Annotated in this window: 24 protein-coding genes; 10 read left to right on the forward strand and 14 right to left on the reverse strand. The window is 68.2% G+C overall.

Annotated features, from left to right (window positions below; genetic code table 11):
- Positions 1-24 precede the first annotated feature (24 nt).
- Together C447_RS06400 and moaC are read left to right on the forward strand one after the other, a co-directional pair.
- A complete protein-coding gene (locus C447_RS06400; protein ID WP_007692039.1) occupies positions 25-1452 on the forward strand; it encodes a bifunctional ADP-dependent NAD(P)H-hydrate dehydratase/NAD(P)H-hydrate epimerase in 1428 nt (475 codons plus the stop codon).
- Entirely contained in the window at positions 1449-1949 is a 501-nt protein-coding gene (gene moaC / locus C447_RS06405) for a cyclic pyranopterin monophosphate synthase MoaC (RefSeq protein ID WP_007692040.1), read from the forward strand. Before C447_RS06400 ends, moaC begins: the two co-directional genes overlap by 4 nt.
- On the opposite strand, the gene hflX is transcribed toward moaC, so the two are convergent.
- The 8 genes from hflX to C447_RS06445 form a co-directional block, all read right to left on the reverse strand.
- Complete coding sequence (gene hflX, locus C447_RS06410; RefSeq protein ID WP_007692041.1) at positions 1944-3242, reverse strand: GTPase HflX; 1299 nt, start codon at positions 3240-3242, stop codon at positions 1944-1946. The genes moaC and hflX overlap by 6 nt on opposite strands.
- Before the next feature lie 372 nt (positions 3243-3614).
- Complete coding sequence (locus tag C447_RS06415) at positions 3615-4340, reverse strand: ribosome assembly factor SBDS (protein ID WP_007692042.1); 726 nt, start codon at positions 4338-4340, stop codon at positions 3615-3617.
- Positions 4341-4451: 111 nt separating this feature from the next.
- Positions 4452-5204, reverse strand: a complete 753-nt coding sequence (gene psmA / locus C447_RS06420; RefSeq protein WP_007692043.1) for an archaeal proteasome endopeptidase complex subunit alpha — start codon at positions 5202-5204, stop codon at positions 4452-4454.
- Positions 5205-5208: 4 nt separating this feature from the next.
- Positions 5209-5685, reverse strand: a complete 477-nt coding sequence (locus tag C447_RS06425; RefSeq protein ID WP_007692044.1) for an Rpp14/Pop5 family protein — start codon at positions 5683-5685, stop codon at positions 5209-5211.
- Positions 5682-6317, reverse strand: a complete 636-nt coding sequence (locus C447_RS06430; protein WP_007692046.1) for a class I SAM-dependent methyltransferase — start codon at positions 6315-6317, stop codon at positions 5682-5684. The genes C447_RS06425 and C447_RS06430 overlap by 4 nt, the downstream gene beginning before the upstream one ends.
- Positions 6289-7014, reverse strand: coding sequence for an RNase P subunit p30 family protein (locus C447_RS06435; RefSeq protein WP_007692048.1), 726 nt, complete (start codon positions 7012-7014; stop codon positions 6289-6291). Before C447_RS06435 ends, C447_RS06430 begins: the two co-directional genes overlap by 29 nt.
- Positions 7015-7017: 3 nt before the next feature.
- Positions 7018-7443 (reverse strand): RNA-binding protein, encoded by a 426-nt coding sequence (locus C447_RS06440; protein ID WP_007692050.1) that lies wholly within the window; start codon positions 7441-7443, stop codon positions 7018-7020.
- 25 nt (positions 7444-7468) lie between these two features.
- Positions 7469-7651, reverse strand: coding sequence for a hypothetical protein (locus C447_RS06445; RefSeq protein WP_007692052.1), 183 nt, complete (start codon positions 7649-7651; stop codon positions 7469-7471).
- Positions 7652-8297: 646 nt separating this feature from the next.
- On the opposite strand from C447_RS06445, the gene C447_RS06450 reads away from it, so the two are divergent.
- From C447_RS06450 to C447_RS06460, 3 genes are read left to right on the forward strand one after another with little or no spacing between them, the layout of a single operon-like run.
- Positions 8298-8657 (forward strand): 4a-hydroxytetrahydrobiopterin dehydratase, encoded by a 360-nt coding sequence (locus tag C447_RS06450; RefSeq protein WP_007692054.1) that lies wholly within the window; start codon positions 8298-8300, stop codon positions 8655-8657.
- Positions 8654-8854: a hypothetical protein gene (locus C447_RS06455; protein WP_007692055.1), complete on the forward strand. Its 201-nt coding sequence runs from the start codon at positions 8654-8656 to the stop codon at positions 8852-8854. Before C447_RS06450 ends, C447_RS06455 begins: the two co-directional genes overlap by 4 nt.
- A 46-nt stretch (positions 8855-8900) precedes the next feature.
- Positions 8901-9866 carry a biotin--[acetyl-CoA-carboxylase] ligase gene (locus C447_RS06460; RefSeq protein WP_007692057.1) on the forward strand — a complete coding sequence of 322 codons (966 nt, stop codon included), beginning with the start codon at positions 8901-8903 and terminating at the stop codon, positions 9864-9866.
- 7 nt (positions 9867-9873) lie between these two features.
- On the opposite strand, the gene C447_RS06465 is transcribed toward C447_RS06460, so the two are convergent.
- From C447_RS06465 to C447_RS06475, 3 genes are all read right to left on the reverse strand, one after another.
- Positions 9874-10323, reverse strand: a complete 450-nt coding sequence (locus tag C447_RS06465) for a universal stress protein (RefSeq protein ID WP_007692058.1) — start codon at positions 10321-10323, stop codon at positions 9874-9876.
- A 29-nt stretch (positions 10324-10352) separates the two neighbouring features.
- Positions 10353-11390 (reverse strand): amidohydrolase family protein, encoded by a 1038-nt coding sequence (locus C447_RS06470; protein ID WP_007692059.1) that lies wholly within the window; start codon positions 11388-11390, stop codon positions 10353-10355.
- A gap of 346 nt (positions 11391-11736) precedes the next feature.
- Positions 11737-12963, reverse strand: coding sequence for an HD domain-containing protein (locus tag C447_RS06475; RefSeq protein ID WP_007692060.1), 1227 nt, complete (start codon positions 12961-12963; stop codon positions 11737-11739).
- A 201-nt stretch (positions 12964-13164) separates the two neighbouring features.
- Here C447_RS06475 and C447_RS06480 point away from each other — a divergent pair, with 201 nt between their 5' ends.
- The 3 genes from C447_RS06480 (at position 13165) to C447_RS06490 (ending at position 16724) form a co-directional block, all read left to right on the forward strand.
- Positions 13165-13935: an SDR family NAD(P)-dependent oxidoreductase gene (locus C447_RS06480; protein ID WP_007692061.1), complete on the forward strand. Its 771-nt coding sequence runs from the start codon at positions 13165-13167 to the stop codon at positions 13933-13935.
- Positions 13935-14930 carry a TIGR04024 family LLM class F420-dependent oxidoreductase gene (locus C447_RS06485; protein ID WP_007692062.1) on the forward strand — a complete coding sequence of 332 codons (996 nt, stop codon included), beginning with the start codon at positions 13935-13937 and terminating at the stop codon, positions 14928-14930. Before C447_RS06480 ends, C447_RS06485 begins: the two co-directional genes overlap by 1 nt.
- Before the next feature lie 171 nt (positions 14931-15101).
- Positions 15102-16724, forward strand: a complete 1623-nt coding sequence (locus C447_RS06490) for a BCCT family transporter (RefSeq protein ID WP_007692063.1) — start codon at positions 15102-15104, stop codon at positions 16722-16724.
- 47 nt (positions 16725-16771) lie between these two features.
- Here C447_RS06490 and C447_RS06495 read toward each other — a convergent pair whose 3' ends face one another.
- From C447_RS06495 to C447_RS06510, 3 genes are all read right to left on the reverse strand, one after another.
- A complete protein-coding gene (locus C447_RS06495) occupies positions 16772-17821 on the reverse strand; it encodes a DNA-methyltransferase (RefSeq protein ID WP_007692064.1) in 1050 nt (349 codons plus the stop codon).
- 46 nt (positions 17822-17867) lie between these two features.
- A complete protein-coding gene (msrA, locus tag C447_RS06500; RefSeq protein WP_007692065.1) occupies positions 17868-18407 on the reverse strand; it encodes a peptide-methionine (S)-S-oxide reductase MsrA in 540 nt (179 codons plus the stop codon).
- A gap of 391 nt (positions 18408-18798) precedes the next feature.
- Positions 18799-19635: an ion transporter gene (locus C447_RS06510; protein ID WP_007692067.1), complete on the reverse strand. Its 837-nt coding sequence runs from the start codon at positions 19633-19635 to the stop codon at positions 18799-18801.
- A 96-nt stretch (positions 19636-19731) separates the two neighbouring features.
- On the opposite strand from C447_RS06510, the gene C447_RS06515 reads away from it, so the two are divergent.
- Positions 19732-21417 carry a thiamine pyrophosphate-binding protein gene (locus C447_RS06515; protein ID WP_007692068.1) on the forward strand — a complete coding sequence of 562 codons (1686 nt, stop codon included), beginning with the start codon at positions 19732-19734 and terminating at the stop codon, positions 21415-21417.
- A 29-nt stretch (positions 21418-21446) separates the two neighbouring features.
- Positions 21447-22364 (forward strand): DUF7537 family lipoprotein, encoded by a 918-nt coding sequence (locus C447_RS06520; RefSeq protein WP_007692069.1) that lies wholly within the window; start codon positions 21447-21449, stop codon positions 22362-22364.
- Positions 22365-22368: the final 4 nt, after the last annotated feature.

Raw genomic sequence — 22368 nt, forward strand, 5'->3', positions numbered from 1 at the left:
CCGCCGGCCCCCGGACGAACGGCCATGATCACGACCGACCGGATGGCCGCCGTCGACGCGAACGCCGCGGCGCTCGGCGTTCCACAGAAACAGCTGATGGAGTCGAGCGGCAACGCCGTCGCGCGCGCAGTGCGTGACCTCGTCGATCCCGGCTCCCGGATCGCCATCGTCGCCGGTCGCGGCAACAACGGCGGCGACGCGCTCGTCGCGGCCCGCTTCCTCGACGAGTTCGACACCCACACGCTGTTGCTCGGTCGTGCCGAGACCATCTCGACCGACATCGCCCGCGAGAATTGGGACGCGCTCGACGAAGCGAAGTACGATGTCGAGGAAGTGCAGGACTCACGGGCCATCGGCCTCGGGGACCCCGACCTGGTCGTGGACGCGATGCTCGGCACCGGCATCTCGGGGGACCTCCGCGAACCCGAGGCCACGGCGGCCCGGGAGATGAACGAGTCCGACGCGACGGTGCTCTCGGTCGACGTTCCCTCAGGGGTGGACGCCGACACTGGCGAGGGCGGGGCGGGAGCCGTCGAGGCCGACCACGTGGTGACGTTCCACGACTCGAAGCCCGGTCTCGATTCGCTGGACGCCGACGTTCGGGTCGAAGACATCGGGATTCCGGCCGCCGCCGAGCGGTTCGTCGGGCCGGGCGACCTCGCGGTCGAGACGGATCCTCGTGCACGAAAAGGCGATTCGGGCCGGGTGATGGTCATCGGCGGCGGGCCCTACACCGGCGCGCCGGCGCTCGCCGCCCAGTCGTCGCTCCGGGCGGGGGCGGACCTCGCCTTCGTCTCGATCCCCGAGCGGGTCTTCGATCCGATCGCGGGCTACGCCGAGGACCTCATCGTCCAGCCCTACGACGCTCCCCGACTGGGTCCGGACCAGGTCGACGACCTCCTCGACACCGCGACGCGCCACGACGACATCGTGGTGCTCGGGCCCGGCCTCGGCACCGCCGACGAAACCCTCGACGCGGTCGCGGAGTTCCTCTCGGGGTTCGACGGGCGGGCGGTCGTCGACGCCGACGCGCTCTCGGTGGTCCCCGAGGTCGACACCGACGCGACGCTGGTCTGCACCCCGAACCGCCACGAACTCGCCGAGATGGGCGGGCCCGACGTCGACGACCTCGCGGCCCACGCCGACGAGATCGAGGCCTTCGCCGCCGACCTCGGCCACATCGTGCTCGCGAAGGCGAAGGACGACGTGATCAGTAATGGAAAGCGAACCCGGATCTCGCGGGTCGGGACCCCCGGCATGACCGTCGGCGGTACCGGCGACCTGCTCGCGGGGATCACGGCCGCCCAGCTCGGCACTCGCGAGGCGTTCGACGCCGCCTGCGTCGCCCCCTACGTCAACGGCCGGGCCGCGGAGGCGCTCGACCGCGGGAGCGGTCTCATGGCTTCGGACCTCCTCGATGCGATCCCCGAGGCGATGCGGGTCGACCGATGACCGACGCCGAGCGCGACGACCGAACGGACCGACTGACCCACACCACGAGCGAGGGCGACGCGGCGATGGTCGACGTCGGCGCGAAACCCGACACCGCCCGGCGGGCGGTCGCACGGGGAACGATCCACCTCCGCGAATCCACTGTCGAGGCGGTCCGTGCCGACGAGATCGAGAAGGGGGACGTCCTCACGACCGCGCGGATCGCCGCGATCGACGCCGTGAAACACACCTGGGAGACGATCCCGCTCTGCCATCAGATCCCGGTCACGAACGTCGACACCGAGTTCGGCGTCGGCGACGACCGCGTGACGCTGACCGTCGCGGTCGAGACCACCGGGAAGACCGGCTGTGAGATGGAGGCGCTCCAGGGCGTGACGACCGGGTTGAATACCGTGTGGGACATGACGAAGGCCGCCGAGAAGGACGAGGGTGGGGCGTATCCGGCCACCGCCATCGAGGACGTACGGGTCGTCGAGAAGACGAAACGCGAGCTATGATTCGACCGGAACGGCGAGGTCGGCGGCCTTGTTTCGCGACCGTTCGACCACCGACGGTCGCGCCGCGAACGACACCGTGACCTGGTCGCCGGCGTCGGTGTAGGAGACGTCCTCGACCTCGGCGTGGTCGTGGATCCACGAGACTACGCCCATCGTGTCGTCGGCCATCGGCATGACGAGACGTTCGCGCTCGTAGGCCGGTAGCCCCTCCTCGATCCGCTCGACGAGGTCCTCGATGTCCGTGCCCGCGGCGGCGCTCACGGCCACCGGGTTCGGCGCGAGCGTCGAGAGCGCCTCGCGCTTCTCCTGGAGCGTCGCCTCGTCCACGAGGTCGGTCTTGTTGAGCACGGTGACGATCGGAGCCTCGTTTCGCTCGTAGAGCGTGTCGTGGGCGGTGACGAGTTTCTCGCGCATCCGCTCGACCGACTCGCTCGCGTCCACGACGAGGAGGACGAGGTCGGCGCGGTAGACCGAATCCAACGTGGACTTGAACGATTCGACCAGCCAGTGTGGGAGGTCGGAGATGAACCCGACCGTGTCGGTCACCAGTACGGGTCTGTCCATCGCGGCGCGGCGGGTGGTGGTCCCGAGCGTGGTGAACAGCTTGTCCTGGGATTCGGCGGTGGGGTCGAGGTCCGGGTGGAGCCCCTCGTTCTCGTCGACCTCGACGTCCGCCGCCAGCCGCCGGAGGAGGCTCGATTTCCCGGCGTTGGTGTAGCCCGCGAGCGCCACGAGGTCGAACCCCGACTCCCGGCGCTGTTCGCGACGGTGCTCCTCGGTCGCCTCGATCGTCTCCAGCTCGTCGCTGATGGCGCTTATCTGGGCTTTGATGTCCTGTTCGCGCGACTCGTCGTACTCCCCGAGCCCCATGAACCCCGGGCGCTCCTCGCGCCGTGCGAGGCTGACCTTCGCCTCGACCCGCGGGAGCTCGTAGCGGAGCTCGGCGAGTTCGACCTGAAGCTGGGCTTTCTTGGTTCGAGCGCGCTGGCCGAAGATCTCGAGGATCAGGCGGAACCGGTCCATCACCGCCGTGTCGGCGGGGAGTTTCCGTCCCAGGTTGTAGGTCTGGTACGGGCCGAGCCGATTGTCGAAGATCACCGTGTTCGCGCCGGTTTCGGCGACGAGTTCGGCGAGCTCGCCGACCTTCCCCTCCCCGAGATGTAACGCGGCGTCCTCGGTTCTGGTCTGGGTGAGCGTTCCGACGACCTCATAGCCCGCTGCCCGCGCGAGGTCCCGTATCTCACCGATGTCGGCGCTCCCGGAATCGACCCGCTTTGCGATGATGGCATTCATGTCGTTCGGTCGACGCGTCGCGTCGATCGTCCCGAGTTACGTGGCCGAGCGTCTTGAATCCCGGGTGCGTTCTCGAACCGTGTCGGAGACGCGTCCGTATCGGGTGCGGTCGGTGCCGTGGCGCGCGGGCGCGTCGGTGTGAGTGACATCGCCCGAAAGGCGCGAAGCGCCTTTCGTGACGGCGAGAGAGCTTCGCTCTCTCGAATGACTTCGTGTCTTCCGAGCTGCTCGAAAACGCTTCGCGTTTTCGGCATCGCGAAACGCCTTCGGCGTTTCGAACGACTTCGTTCGTTGCACTCAGCAAGACAGGTTTTTGCGAGGACCCTGAGCGAGCGCAGCGAGCGAATGGGGACGAGAAAAAAGTGGGGTCGTCTACTGCGTCCGGACTTCGTCCTCGTCGCGGACCTTCTTGACTTCGCCCTCGCCCCCCGACTGCTCGCTCACGAGTTCGTAGAAGTCGTTCTGGAGGCCCGCCGGGAACTCCACGACCCCGATCCACGAGCCGTCGTTCTGCCACTCCTCGCGAACCAGGTCGCCGAACTGGCGGATCTGGGCCTGGGCGCTGCCGGCGTGGTCGGCGGGGATCTGGGCCGCCATCGTGACCTCCTCGAATCGGATCGGGATCACCGGCCTGAGCGCATCGAGCGCGTCGTCGACCTGGTTCTCCACTGTGTCCATCGGGTCGATACGGAAGTCGGTCTCCTCCAACGCGGACTCGATCCGGTCGGGCGGGTGGGGCGCGCCGTCCATCTGGGGGTTGATCGCGTTGCGCGCGATGACGTTGATGAGCTGGCGGCGCTTCTGTTCTTGCATCTCGCGGCGCTGGTCGGCCGTGATCTGGATCTCGCCCTCGCGGATGACCTCCGGAATGATATCGAGGGGTTCGGTGGTGCCGAAGACGTCCTCGACGTCGGATTCGGCGGGGCGATCGCCCCTCGAAGCGTCCTCGAAGACGTCCTCGGCCGCGATCACGTCCTCCAGTTCACCCTCGAACTCGCCGCGCCTGATGGCGAGCGCCGCGTCCGGGTCGACCAGCACCTCGAACCGCGCGCCGTGGGATTCGAGGCGCGCCGTCACCGCCTCGTCAAGCGATATCATACCCGACGTATCGGGCCGGACGCACAAGTCGCTTCCCTCTTCGTCGGGCCATCCGACGGGAGCCGAGGCTCACGGTCGTGTTAGGGACGCCGCGAAGACCGGGTGGGGGAGTTACTCCTCGTCGGTCTCGTCGGTCTCGAGGAGGTCGTACTCCGAGAGGTAGGACTCGATCTCGTCGTCGGGGAGTTCGCGGAACTGCTCGGTCTCGACGTCGACGGTGGCGACGCCGATCTCGGCGGCGGCGAAGGCGTCCTCGCCGGCGACCGAGAGGGTTTCGAGCGCGAGCCCGATGCCCCCGTCGAGGTCCATGTCGTCGCGGTACTCGTCTTCGAGGTGTTCGAGCATCTCGGAGCGGCCCGACCCGACCGCGAGGGCCTGCCACTCGCTCGGTACACCCGAGGGGTCGGTCTCGAAGAGGCGGGGTTCGCCGTCCTCGATCCCGCCGACGATCAGCGCGACGCCGAACGGGCGCGCGCCGCCGACCTGGGTGTACTGCTGGATGTGGTCGGTGACGTCCTTCGTGAGGGTCTCGACACCGATCTGCTCGCCGTAGCGGAGCTGGTTGATCTGGGCTTGCTGGCGAGCGAAGTCGATGAGCTGGCGGGCGTCGGCGACGTGGCCCGCGCTGGCGATTCCGATGTGGTCGTCGGCCTTGTGGATCTTCTCGACGCTCTCGCGCTCGACCAGCGGCGACTGGTAGCGTTTGTCGACGGCGAACACCACGCCGTCGGTGGTCTTGACGCCGATGCTCGCGGTGCCGCGTTTCACCGCCTCGCGGGCGTACTCGACCTGGTAGAGCCGCCCGTCCGGTGAGAAGATCGTTATCCCACGGTCGTAGGCCTGCTGTTGGGCTTGTCCCTGCATAGTTTCAGATATCGAGTGACGTCGCCCCCACGAACCCGTCTTCCAGTCGGACGTCGACTCGTCCGCCCCGCACGAAGGCGGGACGCCGTACGTCCGCGAACGCGACGTTTCTCTTGTCCGCTTTTAATAACGCGCGACCTTTATACCTTTCTTCACAGGCACGTATCGTGCCGCTCGTTCCCAGGATTTCGAGGGCTACCGGCGCTCCGTCGACCGAATCGACACACGTCAACGCGGCCCGTGCCCGCTCGACCTCGCCGCGCCGGACGCGCACCATCGCCCAGCCCCGGCCGCCCTCGAACGAGAAGTCGATCACCTGTAGGTCGGCGTCGGCACCGCCCGGGTCCCCGAGGAGGTTCTGGGCGGCGTACCAGCACTCGCGCTGGAGGTCGCGCCGCCCGAACCCGGCGTCGGGCCAGGACTCGATGGCGACCCCGAGATACCGCCGTCGGGGCCGGAGGTGTTTCGGGAGGTGTTTCATTCCTGCCGGGCCGTCCCCGCCCGCCCGCCGGCGCGTTCGGCCACCAACACTCCGACCTGGTCGTGGACGCGCTCGACCGCCGTGAGTGAAAAGCCCGCGTCCGTCAGCGCGTCGGCCAGGGCTCCCACCGTCGCGGGGTCGTCGACCTCGGGCGAGTAGAACGGTTCGTCGGGGTCCGGGCCGTCGAAGAACATCACGTCGCCCAGCACGAACTTCCGCGGCCCGAGGTCGCCGATGGTGGCGATCGCCTCGCGCTTCTCGTCGTTCGCGAGGTGGTGCATCGCGAAGTTCGAGACCACGATGTCGACCGGTTCGTCGACGTTGGGCTCCCGAAAGCGTCCCGTCTCGAACGCGACGTTCTCGATGCCCGCCTCGTCGGCTTTTCGCTGGGCTTCGTCCATCATCCCCTCCGAGATGTCGCGACCGAGGACGCGCTTCGCGTCGGGCGCGAGCGCGAGCCCGATCGCCCCGGTCCCCATCCCGAGGTCGAGCACGACGTCCTCGGCACTGGGCGCGGCGTGTTCGATCACTAACGAGGCGGCGGCACGGTACGCCTCGCTGTCCTGGCTCTCGTCGTAGTCGGCGGCGTGGTCGTCGAACCGGCTAGCGTGTTCTTCGATCGTCTTCTTCATACCTGCCCCGTCTGACCCCAGGCTCAATGAACGCCTCGCTCATGACCTCGCGGTTGCGGTCCACGAGCCGACCCCACTCCGCGAGCCCGGCTTCGATCTCCGCCTCGGTGAACCCGACGACCTCCCCGAGCGCACCGAGGGCGCGCGGTCCGCGGAGTTCGAGGTGGCTCCCGGGCGTGGCGCTCACCACGTAGGGCGCGTCGTACTGGAAGACGATCTCCCGGAGCTTTCTGAGGTCCGCGAGCGCCTGGACCCGGCGGCCGCCGTGGAGCCGGCAGACCCGCCCGAGGTCGAACTCGAACCGGACGCCGTTGCGTTTCGCCGCCCGCGCGAGGACGTGGTTCACGTCGCCGTCGGCCATCGGGCGCGAGAGCACGTCGACCTGGGGCTCCTCGCACGCGAACCGGTTCAGGTCGCGCGACCCGCGAACCAGCACGAGGGTCCGGTCGTCACGGACCGCCGTGATCCGCGCGCTCGCCGCCGACCGGTCCCCGGCCCGGATTTCGACGGCGTCGGCCACGTCGATATCGTACTCGTCGGCGATCGTCTCGTGGTTCGGCCCCTCCCCGTCGAGGCTCGCCTCGGCCGCGTTGCGAACGACGACCCCCGAGTATCCCCGGTCGGCGGCGCTCAGCGCGAATCGGGCGGCGGTGCTCTCGCCCGCCGGATACGCGGTGACCGCCTCGTAGGGCCCCACGAGCTACGACCGCGCTTCGAGCGCGTCGGTCGCGTTCTCGACCGCCCGTTCCTTCTTCGCGGGGTAGGCCTCGACCTTCGCGCGGAGTTCGAGCCCCTCGCCGCGTTCCACCTGTTCTTTGAACGCGGCCTGCTTGTCGAGGCGGAGGAAGAGCGAGCAGTTGTCGTCGATCCGTTCGTCGAGTTCCGCCGCGATGTCGTCGAGGTCGATGTCGGCGAGAACGTCGAGCACGTGGCGCACCGCGTCGGCGTTCTCGACGCGGGCCGAGAGCACCAAGATTCGGTCGCCGTGAAAGCCCTCGTTCTCGACCCGCTCGACCTCGAACCCCTCGGGCAGGAAGGTCCGGAGCGCGCGCTCGACCCGGAGTTCGTCCTCGGTGGCGTAGCAGAAGGCGCGTAGGTCGACGTAGTGGAAGGGAACGCTGGCCATCTCTCGATCAGTCTCTGGACCGCTCTCAGTCCTCGGTGGCTTCCAGGGAGTCCTCGGGGACGCCCGACTCCTGGCCCTCCTCGAAGTTCACGGTGTAGGTCGCGTCGCCGAACATCGTCTCCATGACCTGCGTGACCGTCCCCGTCTCGCCGTCGTACTCGCTGTGGTCGTCGTGGAGGACCACCTCGTCGTCTTCCTCGAAGCTCATACCCACCCTATCCGATGCCTGAATAAAAACCCACTTCTTCTCCGCGACGAGACGGCGACGCGCCCTCGAACCACACGACTCCTCGCACGACAACCCGCCCCCGCTCCGCCGAAGCCACCCCGCGGCCGTACCGCCGACAGCCGGCGGCGGAGTGATGTTCGCTCACTGCGGCTCACGGCTTCCTGCGGTCGCCGTTCGCCTCGTGGTCGTTCGAGAGAGCTTTGCTCTCTCGTGATCGTCAAAAGAGTCTCCGACTCTTTTGGACCTCGCGGAGCTTCGCTCCGCTCAGTGACGAAAATCGGAGATTTTGAACCNCGTGATCGTCAAAAGAGTCTCCGACTCTTTTGGACCTCGCGGAGCTTCGCTCCGCTCAGTGACGAAAATCGGAGATTTTGAACCACCTCTCGGTGGTCGGTCACGCTCCGTTCCCCGTTCGCATCGAGGTTCTCCCTCCGGTCGAACCTCGCGCGGAGCGCGAGCGGCGGTTTTTAGTCCACCGGAAGACGCGAAGCGTCTTCCGAGCCTTGCTTCGTTGCACTCAGCAAGACGGGTTTTTGCAAGCGGGGGTCAAGCGAGCGCAGCGAGCGCGACCCCCCGCAGTAAAAAAGTGGGAGAATACAAGTCGATCGCTGGCCAATCCCTCAGTATGGCCGAAACCGAACTCGCCGAGCGCGAATGTGTCGCCTGCACCAGCGACGACGACCCGCTGACGGGCGAAGAACTCGAAGCGTTCTCCGAGGGGATCGACGGTGACGTCTGGGAAGTCGTGGACGAACACCACCTCGAAGGCACCTACGAGTTCGAGGACTTCCGCGACGCGCTCGAATTCACCTACGAGGTGGGCGAACTCGCCGAGGAGGAGTGGCACCACCCCGACCTCCACCTCTCGTACGGCGAGGTCGTCGTCGAGATGTGGACCCACAAGATCGACGGCCTCTTCGAGACCGACTTCGTCATGGCCGCCCGGATGGACCGGATCCACGACGACTACGAACCCGAGAAATGACGGACCGAAGTCTCGAACGGTGGCACGACGCCGCCACCGTCGGTATCGGGATCGCGGTCGGCATCGGTCTCCGACGGTGGAAGGGCGACGCGTTCGAGTCGAACCTCAGAACGCAACTCGCGATGCAGGTCGGTCTCGCCGTCGGCTACTTCCTCGTCGCCGACCAGTCGACGGACGAACCGGACGCCGTCGAATGACCCCCGCCGTCGCACGTCATCACCGCCGGCCACGGGATCGATCCGCATGAACGAGACCCGCCGCCGCGTTCTCGACGCCATCGCCGACGAACCCGTCTCGGGTCCGGAGCTCGCGACCTCCCTCGGGGTCTCGCGTGCGGCCGTCTGGAAGCACATCGAGGCGCTCCGCGAGGCCGGCTTCACGATCGAGGGCGATGGCGGCTACCGGCTCGTCGGGGTTCCGGAGTACGGTGGCCCCGCGATCGAGTACGGCCTCGATGCTCCCTTCGAGGTCGAATACCACGATAGCCTGTCGAGCACCAACGCTCGCGCGCGCGAACTCGCCGAAGCGGGCGAGACCGACCGCGCCGTGGTCGCGAACGAACAGACCGGCGGTCGCGGTCGGCTCGACAGGGAGTGGGTCTCACCCCCGGGTGGAATCTGGTGTAGCGTGCTCACCCGGCCCGCCCTCCCGCCGGCCCACGTCCCGATCCTGACCCTCGCGGCGGCGGTCGCGGCGGTCGAGACTGCCCGCGAGGCCGGTGTTGACGCTGGTATCAAGTGGCCGAACGACGTTCTCGTCCCCACCGGGACGAGAGCCAGTCGGACGGAGTCCGACGACGTTCCCACGAACGACGGCGAGCAGAAGCTCGTCGGCATCCTGACCGAGATGGAGGGCGAGGCCGACCGGGTCTCGTGGGTGGTCGTCGGTATCGGGGTCAACGTCCGGGCCGAGGGCCTCCCGGCGGGCGGAACCGGATTGCTGGCTCACACCGACGACCTCGACCGCCGAGCCTTCGTCCAGCGCCTCCTCAAACGGTTCGACGGCCTCCGAGGGGAACCGGAGACGGTGCTCTCGGCGTGGCGCGAGCACACGCTCACCCTCGGGCGACGGGTCAGGGTCGAAACGCCCGGCGGGGAGGTCGTCGGCGAGGCGGTCGACGTCGAGTTCCCCGGCAGCCTCGTGGTCGAGACCGACGAAGGGACACGGCGGGTTCACGCGGGCGACTGCGAGCACCTCCGATCCGTGTAGTCCGGGCTCAGTCGGCGTCGTCCGCGTCGTCGCGCTCGACGCGCACCGTGAGCACGGGCACCGGCGAGGTACGGACGACGCGTTCGGCGACGCTCCCGAGCAGCAGGCGGTCGATGCCGCCCCGGCCGTGGGTCCCCATCACGACGAGGTCACAGCCCTCGCGCTCGGCGTACTCGACGATCCGCTTGCTCGGTGCGCCCTCGACCAGCACGCGTTCGACCGATACGCCGCTCGCGATCTCCTCGGCACGGTCGAGCGCCCCCTCGCCCTGGTCGTTCAGCATCGTTCCCAGCCCCTCGATCGCCGAATCGGCCGGCAGGCTGGCGTAGCCGGCGGTGTTGACGACGTAGATCGCGTGGAGCTCGGCGTCGTGGACCCGCGCGAGTTCGGTGGCGTGCTCGACCACGGGGTCGACTTCCGGCGAGCCGTCGGTCGGGACGAGGATGCGGTCGTACATGATTCCCTCCTCCCTTCGCGGCCCGCGGCCTAATCGTTCCCGGTGGTTCGTTCCGGCAGCACGACGCGCTCGATGTCGGCGACTCCCGCCCGTCGAACTACCCCTCGGACCGGGTTCTGGACGCCCGCGAGGTTGTTCGAATCGCCGTCGAGCACGCAGAGCCGCGCCTCGCGTCCGGGTTCGACGAGGCCCGCATCGAGTCCCAGCATCTCGGCCCCGTTGGCCGTCGCCATCCGGAGCACGTCGCGCGCCCGGCAGTCGGTGAGTTTCGCGGTGAACTCCATCTCGCGGAACATCGAGGGCGAATCCAGCATCGCGTTGTCGGTCCCGAGCGCCACCGTCGTGCGGTCGGCGAGGCGTTCGATGGGCGGGAATCCCACATCCGTCACGAGGTTCGAGCGGGGACAGACCGCGACCGGGATCCCCTCCGCCGCGAGCCGGTCGAGGTGGTGGGACTCGGCGTAGACCATGTGGACGAGGAAGTCGGGATCGAGCGCGAGCGCGGGCTCGATGTCGGCGGCGTCGCGCTCGCCGGCGTGGATCCCGAACAGTTTGTCCGCCTCGCGCGTCGCCGCCCGTTCGTCCTCGAAGTCGGCGTCGCGCGCGCCGCTCGCGCCGAACCCGTCCGCTGCCGCCATCGCCTCGACGGTTTCACGACCGAGGACCGTCGCGTCGACGGGCGAGTCCGCGAGCGCGTCCTCGATGGCTCGGACCCCCTCGACGCCGCCCTCGCGGAACTCACAGAACGTGCCGGTTCCCGACTCGACCATGAAGTCGATGGTGCGTTCCATCCCCGCGACGAGCTCCTCGCGGCTCGCGGCTCGAAGGAGGCGGTGTTTCAGGCCATCCGGCGGCGCGACTAACTCGTCGAGGCTCAGCCCGCCGCCGGCCTCCTTCGCGATAGAGTCGCCGATGTGGGTGTGGGCGTTGACGAACGCCGGGAAGACGATCCGCGAGGAGTCCGTCGTCGTCTCCTCGACCGCCTCGATCCGGCCGTCCTCGACAACGACGCGCCCTTCGATCGGCTCGAAGTCGCGACCCGCGAGTATCGTGCCCTCGATCTCCATGGTCGGGGTCGGTGGCGAGCCGTCTTGAATGGCTCCGTCGAGGGCGAGTCGTGTGTCCCGTCCGTGGCCGGAGCGGTCGGCGCGCGGCCTCCGCGCCGCCCGACGGGCGGCGCGAAACGCCCGTGCGAGGGATGAGCGAAGCGACCACCGGGAGCGAAGCGAATCGGTTGGGGAGGCTCGTGGCCGTCGTGGGGCGGCAGCGGAGCGGAAAAGTTAGGAGTTGTACCGCGAGCGACTGAGCGAAGCGAGGGAGCGAGCGGCCTTTTTTAGTCCAGGTTTTTGGACGGGGGTTGAGCGCGAGCGAAGCGAGCGCGATTCCCCCGTCCAAAAAAGTGGGTGCGGATCCCTACTCCGTCGCGAACTCGTCGAGCGTGGTGTGGGTCCCGGGCCGGACGTCCGAGACCAGCGCGCCGTCGATGTCGAGCCCGAGGACGTTCGCGGCGGCGTTGCCGACGCGTTCGGCCGCGTCGTCGGGGGCGTAGACCCCGAGTCGCCACTGGTCGCGCTGGATGGCGTCGAGCGCCTCGACCAGGGTCGACTGACGACCGAGTGGCCGGATCTCGCCGCTCACCACCACCCGCGTGGAGGACTCGGTCATGCTGGGTCGCGAGGGCACGTCGAGGATCACGTCGTCGGCCTCGACCTCGGCGCGTTCGGCGATGGTGCGCTCGCGCTCGCGGATGGCGTCGTGGTCGGCGTCCACGAGGTCGTCGGGGGTGTCACGGAGCTCGGCCCACACCGCGCGCTTGTAGAGGTCGCGCCGGTCGAGGCGGGCGGCGTCGGCGGCGGTGGCCGCGTGCTCTCTGAGCGCCACGATGAGGTCGGCGTCGTCCATCCGGCGGAGGTCGTCGGCGGCGAGCCCGGCGTCGAGCAGGCGCTCGGCCGCGCGTCGGAGCATCGCCTTCCCGATGCGGGCGACCGGGTGGCTGTAGACCACTGGGTTCATCAACGCACGCGCGACCAGCAGCGACTCCGCGGTCTGGACGTTCCCCTCGTCGAGCACGAGTTCGCCGTCGAGATACCGGAGCTCGCGCACGAGGCGGTCGTGGTCGATGGTCCCGTAGGGAACCCCGGTGTGGTGGGCGTCGCGCACGAGGTAGTCCATCCGGTCGATATCGAGCTCGCCCGAGACCAGCTGGCCGAGACGACCCTCGCCCGCGACCAGCCCCGCGATCCGGCCCGGGTCGAGGTCGTGCGCTTCGAGGATCGCGGCGACCTCGCCGCCCGCGAGGAGTTCCTCGACGTCGTCGTGTTCTGCGCCCGTGTGGCGGTAGACCAGGGCTTCGAGGTTGTGGCTGTAGGGACTGTGGCCGACGTCGTGGAGCAGCGCGGCGGCCCGGACACGTTCGGCCTCCCGGCCCTCGATACCGAGGTGGCCGAGCGCGCGGTCGGCGAGGTGGTACACCCCCAGACTGTGCTCGAAACGGGTGTGGTTCGCCGAGGGGTAGACGAGGTCGACGGTTCCGAGCTGGCGGACACGCCGGAGGCGCTGGACGAGGGCGGTGTCGAGCAGGTCGCGCGCCACCCCCCCGACCTCGATGTGGCCGTGGACGCTGTCCTTGATGGTCTTCATTGGGGCTCCTTCGTCGCGTTCGGTGAAGTAGTTTCACTTCTCTGTAGTGAATATGGCTCCATCGGCGCTCGTCGCGGCGTCCCAACTACGTTACCGACGGTAACTCCATCGGTGGTTCAGGACAACGTTGATCACGACGGGATTTATTAGCGCGCCATCGGTAACGGTCGATGTGATGGAACCCACCACGCGGGGGCGGCGATGACGACCGACCAGTTTAGCGTCGCGGACGACGTCGCGGTCGTGACGGGCGCGTCGAGCGGTATCGGGCGAGCCATTGGCGAGCGCTTCGCCGAGGACGGGGCGGACGTCGTGGTCTGCTCGCGCGAACAGGAGAACGTCGACCCCGTGGCCGAGGGGATCGAGGAGTCCGGGGGATCCGCGCTCGCGGTCGAGTGCGACGTCCGCGACCGCGATGCCGTCGAGGCGCTGGTCGAGGCAACAGTAGAGGAGTTCGGCGGGGTCGACTGCCTGCTCAACAACGCGGGTGCGAGCTTCATGGCGAACTTCGAGGGCATCAGCGAAAACGGCTGGAAGACCATCGTCGACATCAATTTACACGGAACCTACCACTGCACACAGGCCGCCGGCGAGGTGATGCGCGAGAACGACGGCGGCAGGATCGTCAACTTCGCGAGCGTCGCGGGCCAGGACGGCGCGCCGTTCATGAGCCACTACGCCGCCGCCAAAGCGGGGATCATCAACCTCACCTCGACCCTCGGCTACGAGTGGGCGAGCGACGGGGTCCGGGTGAACTGCATCGCGCCGGGGTTCGTCGCCACGCCGGGCGTCGCGAGCCAGATGGGTGTCACGGCCGACGAGATCGATCGGGACGACGTCGACCGGAAGATCGGGACCCCAGCGGAGATCGCCGACGTCGCGCAGTTCCTCGCCAGCCCCGCCTCGTCGTATCTCACCGGCGAGACGGTCACCGCCCGCGGCGTCCCCGACATCATGGAATCGCCCGAGTGATGGCGCGCGAGGTCTTCCTGCCGGTGGCGGCCCAGCCGGGCGTCGACGCGCTCTGCGAGCAGGCCGAACGCGCCGAGGAACTGGGCTACGACCGCGCGTGGCTCCCCGAGACCTGGGGCCGGGACGCGGTGACGGTGCTCACGAGCATCGCCCATCGGACCGACGAGATCGGGATCGGGACCTCGATCGTGCCGGTCTACTCGCGCTCGCCCGCGCTGATTGGCCAGACCGCCGCCACCCTTCAGGAGGTCTCGGACGGTCGCTTTCGACTCGGACTCGGCCCGTCGGGCCCCATCGTGGTCGAGAACTGGCACGGCGTCGACTACGGCAATCCCCTCAGGCGAACCCGCGAGACCGTCGAGGTCGTCAAGCGGGTTCTCTCGGGCGAGGAGGTCACCTACGACGGCGAGTACTTCGACCTCGCGGGCTTTCGGCTGCGGTGTGAGCCGCCCGAACCCCGTCCTCCTATCGACGCCGCCGGCATGGGGCCCAAGAGCGTGGAGCTCGCTGGTCGGTTCGCCGACGGCTGGCACGCGCTCCTGCTCACGCGGGACGGGCTCCGCGACCGGCTCGACGACCTCCGTCGCGGGGCCGACCTCGCGGGTCGGGACCCCGAGAACGTTCGCGTCACGCTCTCGCTGACGTGCGCCGCGCTCGACGACCCCGACCGCGCGCGCGAATCCGTCCGCCAGCACCTCGCCTTCTACGTCGGCGGCATGGGCACCTTCTACCGCGACAGCCTCGCGCGCTCCGGCCACGAGGCGACCGCGAACGAGGTCTACGACCGCTGGCAGTCCAGGGATCGCGCGGCCGCGACCGCGGCCATCGACGACGACCTCCTGGATTCGCTCGCGGTCGCCGGCACGCCCGGGACGGCGCGCGACCGGCTCGAATCGTTCGCCGCCATCGAGGGCGTGGACCGGGTCGCGGTGTCGTTCCCGCGCGACGCGAGCCTCGCGGAGATCGAAGCGACTATCGCGGCGCTCGCGCCCTGAGACGTCGATATCTACATCACAGGGTTTACCCGTCGGTGTACGTTTAGCCGGGGCACCCGTGGCTTGGACACCGGCCGTCCCGACGACTGCGACGATGGATCGGAGCGTAACCGACATTCGTGCCGAGAGGCGCTCTGGCGGCGGCGACAGTCTCGCCGCCGGGGCGATCTGATGGGGATCGCGTACGCGTTCGGGCTCGACGACGCCGACTGGGGCGAGATCGGGCTGTTCTTCGTCACGATCTGCGTGCTGGTCGCGCTCGTCGTCGTCGGCATCGTGAACCCGCCGCTGTTGAGCAACACCCTGACCGGGACGTACGACTGGGTGATGCACTACTTCGGCTGGTGGTTCATGGCGCTCGGCGGCGTCCTGCTCGTCTTCGGGCTGTTCATGACCCTCTCGCGCTACGGCACCATCCGTATCGGCGGCGAGGACGCCGACCCCGAGTTCGGTTTCTACTCCTGGATCGCGATGGTGTTCACCGTCGGGTTCGGGAGTTCGATCATCGTCTGGGGGGTGGGCGAACCGATCCAGATCGTCAACAGCCCGCCGTCGACGCTGCCGGTCGGCGGCACCACGATCAAACCCCTCTCGCTCGCGTTCATGTTCCTCCACGAGTCGTTCCCCGGGATGGCGATGTGGTACATCCCGGTGGCGCTCTCGTTCGCGCTGATGGTCTACACCGGCTCGGTCTCGGAGTACAAACTCAGCTCGATGCTCGACGTGGCGCTCGACCGGGAGGACTACGGCTGGCTCTACTGGATCGTCGACCTCTCGGCGCTGGTCGCGATGGTCGGTGGGATCGCCACGACGCTCGGCTTCACCGCCCAGCAGCTCTCGACCATTCTGGACGTGGTCTACGGGCTCCAGGCCACCGCGCTGACCTACGGCCTCCTTCTCGCCATCGGCCTCGTCTTCCTGGCCGACGTCTGGCTCGGGCTCAGAAGCGGGATCCAGAACGCCGCCCGGGTGACGATCGTGTTGATGGTGCTCGCGGCCGCCATGCTGTTCGTCGTCGGCCCCACGCTGTTCACGCTCAACATCTGGATCGACGCCACCGGGATCTGGCTCAACAACCTGCCGCGACTGATGTTCTTCACCGCACCCACGAGCGGCGGCGACTGGCCCCAGCAGTGGACCAGCTTCTGGTGGGGCTGGTGGGCGGCCTGGGGGCTGTTCGTCGGGAGCTTCGTCGCGCGCGTCTCGAAGGGACGCACCATCCGTGAGACGTTCTTCGCGTTGGTGGTCGTGCCCTCGGCGCTCGTCTGGGTCCAGCACGCCATCATCGGCGGCTGGGTGCTCTCGCCCGAGTACTTCGGCCCCGTCAGCACCGCGCTCTCGAACGGCGACATCCCGGCCGCGGTCGCGACGGCCATCTCGATCACGCCGTACGGCAACGTCCTGGGGCTGTTGCTCGTGCTCGTGATGGTCGGCTACATCCTCACGACGCTGGACTCGGCGGTCTTCATGCTCTCGGCGATCACCCTCGGCACCGAGGACCCCAACGCACGCAACCGCGCGTGGTGGGGCGTGCTGCTCGCGTTCCTCGGGGTCATGACCCTCAACCTCCCGTCGTTCAGCGCGATGCAGTCGTTCTCGCCGGTGATGGCGCTCCCCTTCTCGCTCTACTTCCTGGTGTTGCTCTACGCGAGCTACGTCACCGCCCGCGACTACTACCACGAACACCTCATGGGTCCCGACGAGGAGCCGTTCTTCACGGTGAGCCACCGGCCGGACCCCGAAACCGACGAGACGGTCGACCGAAACCGAGCCGCGGGCGAGAACGACGACTGACCCGCGGTCCCGCCGCTCGAACTGAAAAGATTTCTGCGCGCTGTGGCTCAGGAGTCGGTCGCGGCCGGTTCGTGAACCGCCCGGTAGCCCCCGTCGACCGCCTCGGTCCGTTCGACGGTTCGTAGCGCTATCGAGCGCTCCTGCCTGGTCGTTACGGGGAAGTCGTAGCGTTCGGCTTCGTAGTCGAACGCCTCGCCCGCCGCACGTCTCCGTTCGACGAACGCACGGTGGGCATCGAGTCGGTCGCCGACGACCTCCCGGGAGAGGGCGGGGACGTCCGCGACCCGGTCGTCGAAGCCCTCGACGAGGCCGGCGTCGAGTTCGTAGCCCACGGAGTTCCGCCCGGCGACCATGGCGGCGAGGCCCGTCGTGCCGGTGCCCCAGAACGGGTCGAGCACCGTGTCGCCGTAGACCGAGTACATATTGATCAGTCGATACGGGATCGCGAAGGGGTAGGCCGCCGAGCGCTTCCGCGACCCGTCGCCGTCGAGCGTCTGGCGCTCGCCCGTCACGTCCGTCCAGAGGTCCGAGAACCAGCGGTTGCGCTCCTCCCAGAAGTAGGCCGCGCCGTAGCGGCGGTCGGCGTGGGGTTCGAACTCGCGCCGTGTCGCGCCGTTCCGGAAGACCAGGATGTACTCGTGTTCGAGGGTGGCGTAGGCGTTCGGCGGGAGCATCCCGCTGCCCATGAACTTCGCGCCGGCGTTGGTCGGCTTCCGCCAGAGGATCTCGGGCAGCGGGTCGAATCCGAGCCCCTCGAAGGCGTCGATGACCCGCGAGTGGTTCTGATAGACCCGAAAACGCCCGTCCAGGGTCCGGGTCGCGTCGCCGACGTTCACGCAGGCGATGCCGCCGTCGACGAGCACGCGGGCCACCTCGCGCCACACCCCATCGAGGAGGGCGTGCATCGCCTCGAACGCGCCGCGACCGTCGTCCGCCGCGAGCCGCTCCTCGACCTCGGGGTCGAGTTCGGCGAAGGTGTCGTCCCAGAGTTCGATCATGGGATACGGCGGCGAAGTCACGACGAGTTCGACGCTGTCGTCGGCGAGTTCGCCGAGTCCCCTCGCATCCCCGACGACGATGCGGTGGCTGGTTTCCACTACCCGAGACAGACGGCGCGCTCGCAAGAAAGCCCCGATGGAGAACTCAGGCGGTGATCTCGCCGAACTTCTCGCGAACCTTCTCGACCTTCGGCTGGGCGTGGAACGAGCAGTAGGCGTCGCCGGGGTTCTTCGCGTAGTAGTTCTGGTGTTCCTCCTCGGCGCGGTAGAAGGTGTCGAGCGGTTCGACCTCCGTCACGACGTCGTCCTCGTAGCCGCCGTCGCTGTCGAGCGCCTCGACGTAGGCCTCGGCCGTCTCCTGTTGGGCCTCGTCGTGGGTGAAGACCGCCGAGCGGTACTGGGTCCCGACGTCGGGGCCCTGTCGGTTGAGCTGGGTCGGGTCGTGGACGGTGAAGAAGACCTCCAGCAAGCGCTCGTAGGTGATCGTGTCGGGGTCGTACTCGACCTGGACGACCTCGGCGTGGCCGGTGTTCCCCGAGCAGACCTCCCGATAGGTCGGGTCTTCTGTGTGGCCGCCGGCGTAGCCGGAGGTCACGTCCTCGACGCCGTCGAGCTCTTCGAGTGCGGCCTCGGTACACCAGAAGCAGCCGCCGGCGAGCGTCGCGAGATCGGTATTGGATGCCATGGGGTCCGTTGGTCGCCCGGCGGTGAAAACCCATCGCCGTCGGGTAGCTTCCGGAAAAATCACGAGAAGCGGATGAGTACAGTTACAAGGACTCTTACAACGAGGTATTGCTATGCGTGAGCGGAAACGGAGGGATATGGTCTATCCTCTGCTCCTATTCGTTTATCTCGTGATAGAACAGTATACGACGTTGTTCACCCGGTATCCGCTTCTCAAAGTAGTGGGAGCTATCGGGTTGGTCATCAGCCTCATCGGTCTTGTGTGGATGCTCTGGCTTCGTGATCACTGGGGAAACGAAATATCTGCATAAGGCACAGGAACGACTCACCCTTACACAGTAGCCTCTCGGCGACCGAGTGACCTCTTTTTAGACGAGGTGCGAGGGTCGGGTTCAGTCCTCGTGGTGTGGTGGACGATGCGGGTCGCGTGCCCCCAGCCGTTCCCCACAGTGCGGACAGACCGTCGGGGTCTCCTCGCGGTCTTCGAGGAAGCCCGAGGCGAGGATGCTCGCCGGGAGCGCGAAGAAGGCGACCCCGCCGATCATCGTGAGGCCCGCCAGCGCCTTCCCGAGCGGCGTGACGGGAACGATATCGCCGTAGCCGACGGTCGTCAGCGTCGCGATCCCCCACCAGAGGGCGGCCGGGATGCTCGAGAACGCCTCCGGCTGGGCGTCGTGTTCGGCGTAGTAGAGCAGGCTCGACGAGATCACCAGCAGGACCGTCGCGCCGGAGAGCGCGATCGAGAGGTCTTCGCGTTTGGCCCAGATCACCCGTTCGAGCGTCTGCATCCGGGTCGAATACCGGGTGAGGCGAGCCAGCCGGAGCAACCAGATCGGCCGCATGATGAACAGCAGGTCGACGTTCCCGAGGGCGGCCGCGAGGTAGAACGGGGCGATGGCGAGCAGGTCGATGAGGGGGTACGGCCGGAGCATGTATCGCAGTCGGCCCAGGACCGGACGGGTGTACGTCTCGCCCGCGGTGGCCGCCCAGACCCGCGCGACGTACTCGACGGTGAAGGCGGCGATCGAGAACACCGCGAACGCCTCGAAGAGGTGGCCGTACTGGGCGTCGAGCGACCCGACGGTCTCGAGCATCACCAGGAGCGCGTTCAGGACGATCAACGCCATCACACACCAGTCGACCACCTGTCCGGGCGTGCCGCCCTCGCCGGTGGCGAGCAACGTGGCGATGCGGTGTTTCGGTGGCGGGTCGTCCGTCGCGTCGTGCATACCCGATCCTCGGCGAGGGGGACCAAAAATCGACGTGGGCAGGAGCCGTCGGACGCGCTGCAACACTTATGCCGACGGCCGGAGTGTGTGAAAGGGATGACCGACCCGACTCGAACGGGGGCCGAACTGTTCGTCGAGGCGCTCGCCGACTACGGCGTCGACCACGTCTTCGGCAACCCCGGGACCACCGAACTCCCGGTGGTTCACGCGGTCGCCGACAGCGACATCGAGTACGTACTTGGCCTCCACGAGGACATCGCGGTCGGGATGGCGGGCGGCTACGCCCAGACACGACGGTACCACTCCCACCACGACGACTCGGTGACGCCGTTGGGCGTGGCGAACCTCCACCTCGCGCCCGGGCTCGCCCACGGCCTCGGCAACCTCTACGCCGCGAAGGTCGCCGGCGCGCCGTTGCTGGTGACGACCGGCAACCACAGCACGGACTTCCGCCACGAGGAACCGATCCTCTCCGGGAACCTCCTCCGGATGACGCGCCAGTTCTGCAAGGACAGTCAGGAGGTGCTCGATGTAGAGGCGCTCCCGACGATGGTTCGCCGGGCGGTCCGGACCGCGCTCACGCCGCCGACGGGCCCCGTCTTTCTCGGCCTCCCGCTCGATACGATGCTCGCCGAGACCGGGGCGACACCCGAACGCCTCGGTCCGATCCCGACCGCCGGGAGCGGCGACCCGGTAGAACTCGACCGCGCCGCCGACCTCCTCGTCGCGGCCGAGGATCCAGTCCTCGTCGTCGGCGACCACGTCGCGCGCGCCGGCGGGGTCGAGGCGGCCGTGAGGTTCGCCGAGGCCGCCGGAACCCGCGTTCACAGCGAGATCCTCGCCAGCGAGGCCGACTTCCCCGGCGACCACGACCAGTGGGTCTCGCCGATCCCCCCGAACGAGGAGCTCGCGGCGACGCTCCTGGATACCGACACCGTCGTCTTCGCGGGCTGTTCGACCAACACCACGCTGACGCGCCACGAGCGCGACCTCGTCGGCGACGGGACGACCTGCATCCACCTCACCGACGCGCCACACGAACTCGGGAAGAATCAGCCGGCCGACGCCGCCGTCCTCGGCGACCCGGGGGCTGTTCTAAGCGAGCTCGCCGGTCGGCTGCGCGAACGCCTCGACGACGAGACGAGGGCCGAGCGCCTCGACACAGTGAGTGCCACAAAGGAGATGGTCGGCGGACGGATGGCGGGGATCGGGACCGGCGACGAGACGGGGCCGGGAGCCTCGAAGGCCGAACTCGTGGACGCGCTCTACGAGACCGCGCCGGACGCCTTCATCGTCGACGAGGGGATCACCGCGAAGTACGCCATGCTCGCGCGCTGGCCGCTCCAGCCCCAACAGTACATCTCCAACAAGGGCGGCGGTCTCGGCTACGGCCTCCCCGCGTCCGTGGGCGCGGCGCTGGCCGAAAGCCTTCGCGAGGAGCCCCGCGACGTGCTGGGATTCGTTGGCGACGGCTCGTACCTCTACTATCCCCACAGCCTCTACACTGCGGCGCGCTACGACCTCGATCTAACTGTGGTGATCCCCGACAACCGCAACTATCGAATTCTGAAGGACAACACCCTCGCCCTGCTGGGCGGCGACGAGGCGGACTACGACTGGACGGACATGGAGTTCGAACCGCCCGTCGACATCCCCAAAAACGCCGAGAGCCACGGCGCGCGCGGGGAGTTGGTCGAATCGCCCGACGAGATCGCCCCCGCCGTCGCGAGCGCGCTCGACCGCGATGGCCCCGACGTGCTCGATATATTGGTTCACGACTGAGGCTCCGACGGAGACGATCGGAGTTCGATATGAACGGAACCCATCACCCGATCCTCGTTTGGGTCGTCGCGCTGGCGCTCGTCCTCACGGGCTGCAACGGCTTCGTCCCCGGCGACGGACCCTCGACGGAGACGGTCACGCCGGTTGCGGTACCCACCGACGAGCCAACGCCGACGCCGACCCCACAGCTCGCACCCGGGCTCGAAGAAGCGGGCGTCACCGACCCCTTCGAGCTCGGCGAGGCCCACGCCGCCGCGCTCGACGATCGGTCGTTCACGGTCCACAGCGAGACGACGGTTCGCTTCGCCAACGGCAGCGTCTATCGACACGACGAGCGGATCGGGCGGTTCGCGGCGAACCGGAGTCGGTACGACGTCTCGTCGAACGGCTCCGGGTCGGTACCGATCCACAACGTCTCGTACTACAGCGTCGAGGCCTGGTCGGACGGCTCGCAGGTCCTCACCGCACAGCGGATCGACGAGAACGCGTCGTACGACGTGCGACGCGGTCTCGACGGGAGCCCGGCATCGGTTAGCGAGGGCTACAACGGCTTCTTCCGGTTCGAACCGGGGACCGGACAGGCGGTCTACACGCTGTTCGGCGCGACCGAGACCCGGTTCGTCGGCGAGACGCGTCGAAACGGGAATGGGTTCTATCAGGTCACGGCGACGAACGTGACGAACCCGAACGCGTTCGCCGACGTGGGCACCACCGACCTGCGGTACCCCTCGCTCCGTGCGCTGGTCGCGCCGAACGGTCTCGTTCGCGAGTACCGTCTCGACTACACCGCGACGCTCGATGACCCGGGGAACCCGAATGAGACGGGCCGAACGGTCCACGTCGACCGCTGGGTGAGCTACACCGACGTCGGGACCACTTCCATCGAACGACCGCCGTGGTACGACGAGGCCGTCGCGAACGCCTCGACGGCGACGACCACGGGCTGAGTGA

Source organism: Halococcus hamelinensis 100A6 (assembly GCF_000336675.1).
Lineage (GTDB): Archaea > Halobacteriota > Halobacteria > Halobacteriales > Halococcaceae > Halococcus > Halococcus hamelinensis.

What these genes read in the sequence shown, in the direction of transcription:
- C447_RS06400 (WP_007692039.1), top strand. Translation starts at nt 25, where the DNA reads ATGATCACGACCGACCGGATGGCCGCCGTCGACGCGAACGCCGCGGCG.
- moaC (WP_007692040.1), top strand. Translation starts at nt 1,449, where the DNA reads ATGACCGACGCCGAGCGCGACGACCGAACGGACCGACTGACCCACACC.
- hflX (WP_007692041.1), bottom strand. Translation starts at nt 3,242, where the DNA reads ATGAATGCCATCATCGCAAAGCGGGTCGATTCCGGGAGCGCCGACATC.
- C447_RS06415 (WP_007692042.1), bottom strand. Translation starts at nt 4,340, where the DNA reads ATGATATCGCTTGACGAGGCGGTGACGGCGCGCCTCGAATCCCACGGC.
- psmA (WP_007692043.1), bottom strand. Translation starts at nt 5,204, where the DNA reads ATGCAGGGACAAGCCCAACAGCAGGCCTACGACCGTGGGATAACGATC.
- C447_RS06425 (WP_007692044.1), bottom strand. Translation starts at nt 5,685, where the DNA reads ATGAAACACCTCCCGAAACACCTCCGGCCCCGACGGCGGTATCTCGGG.
- C447_RS06430 (WP_007692046.1), bottom strand. Translation starts at nt 6,317, where the DNA reads ATGAAGAAGACGATCGAAGAACACGCTAGCCGGTTCGACGACCACGCC.
- C447_RS06440 (WP_007692050.1), bottom strand. Translation starts at nt 7,443, where the DNA reads ATGGCCAGCGTTCCCTTCCACTACGTCGACCTACGCGCCTTCTGCTAC.
- C447_RS06445 (WP_007692052.1), bottom strand. Translation starts at nt 7,651, where the DNA reads ATGAGCTTCGAGGAAGACGACGAGGTGGTCCTCCACGACGACCACAGC.
- C447_RS06450 (WP_007692054.1), top strand. Translation starts at nt 8,298, where the DNA reads ATGGCCGAAACCGAACTCGCCGAGCGCGAATGTGTCGCCTGCACCAGC.
- C447_RS06455 (WP_007692055.1), top strand. Translation starts at nt 8,654, where the DNA reads ATGACGGACCGAAGTCTCGAACGGTGGCACGACGCCGCCACCGTCGGT.
- C447_RS06460 (WP_007692057.1), top strand. Translation starts at nt 8,901, where the DNA reads ATGAACGAGACCCGCCGCCGCGTTCTCGACGCCATCGCCGACGAACCC.
- C447_RS06465 (WP_007692058.1), bottom strand. Translation starts at nt 10,323, where the DNA reads ATGTACGACCGCATCCTCGTCCCGACCGACGGCTCGCCGGAAGTCGAC.
- C447_RS06470 (WP_007692059.1), bottom strand. Translation starts at nt 11,390, where the DNA reads ATGGAGATCGAGGGCACGATACTCGCGGGTCGCGACTTCGAGCCGATC.
- C447_RS06475 (WP_007692060.1), bottom strand. Translation starts at nt 12,963, where the DNA reads ATGAAGACCATCAAGGACAGCGTCCACGGCCACATCGAGGTCGGGGGG.
- C447_RS06480 (WP_007692061.1), top strand. Translation starts at nt 13,165, where the DNA reads ATGACGACCGACCAGTTTAGCGTCGCGGACGACGTCGCGGTCGTGACG.
- C447_RS06485 (WP_007692062.1), top strand. Translation starts at nt 13,935, where the DNA reads ATGGCGCGCGAGGTCTTCCTGCCGGTGGCGGCCCAGCCGGGCGTCGAC.
- C447_RS06490 (WP_007692063.1), top strand. Translation starts at nt 15,102, where the DNA reads ATGGGGATCGCGTACGCGTTCGGGCTCGACGACGCCGACTGGGGCGAG.
- msrA (WP_007692065.1), bottom strand. Translation starts at nt 18,407, where the DNA reads ATGGCATCCAATACCGATCTCGCGACGCTCGCCGGCGGCTGCTTCTGG.
- C447_RS06510 (WP_007692067.1), bottom strand. Translation starts at nt 19,635, where the DNA reads ATGCACGACGCGACGGACGACCCGCCACCGAAACACCGCATCGCCACG.
- C447_RS06515 (WP_007692068.1), top strand. Translation starts at nt 19,732, where the DNA reads ATGACCGACCCGACTCGAACGGGGGCCGAACTGTTCGTCGAGGCGCTC.
- C447_RS06520 (WP_007692069.1), top strand. Translation starts at nt 21,447, where the DNA reads ATGAACGGAACCCATCACCCGATCCTCGTTTGGGTCGTCGCGCTGGCG.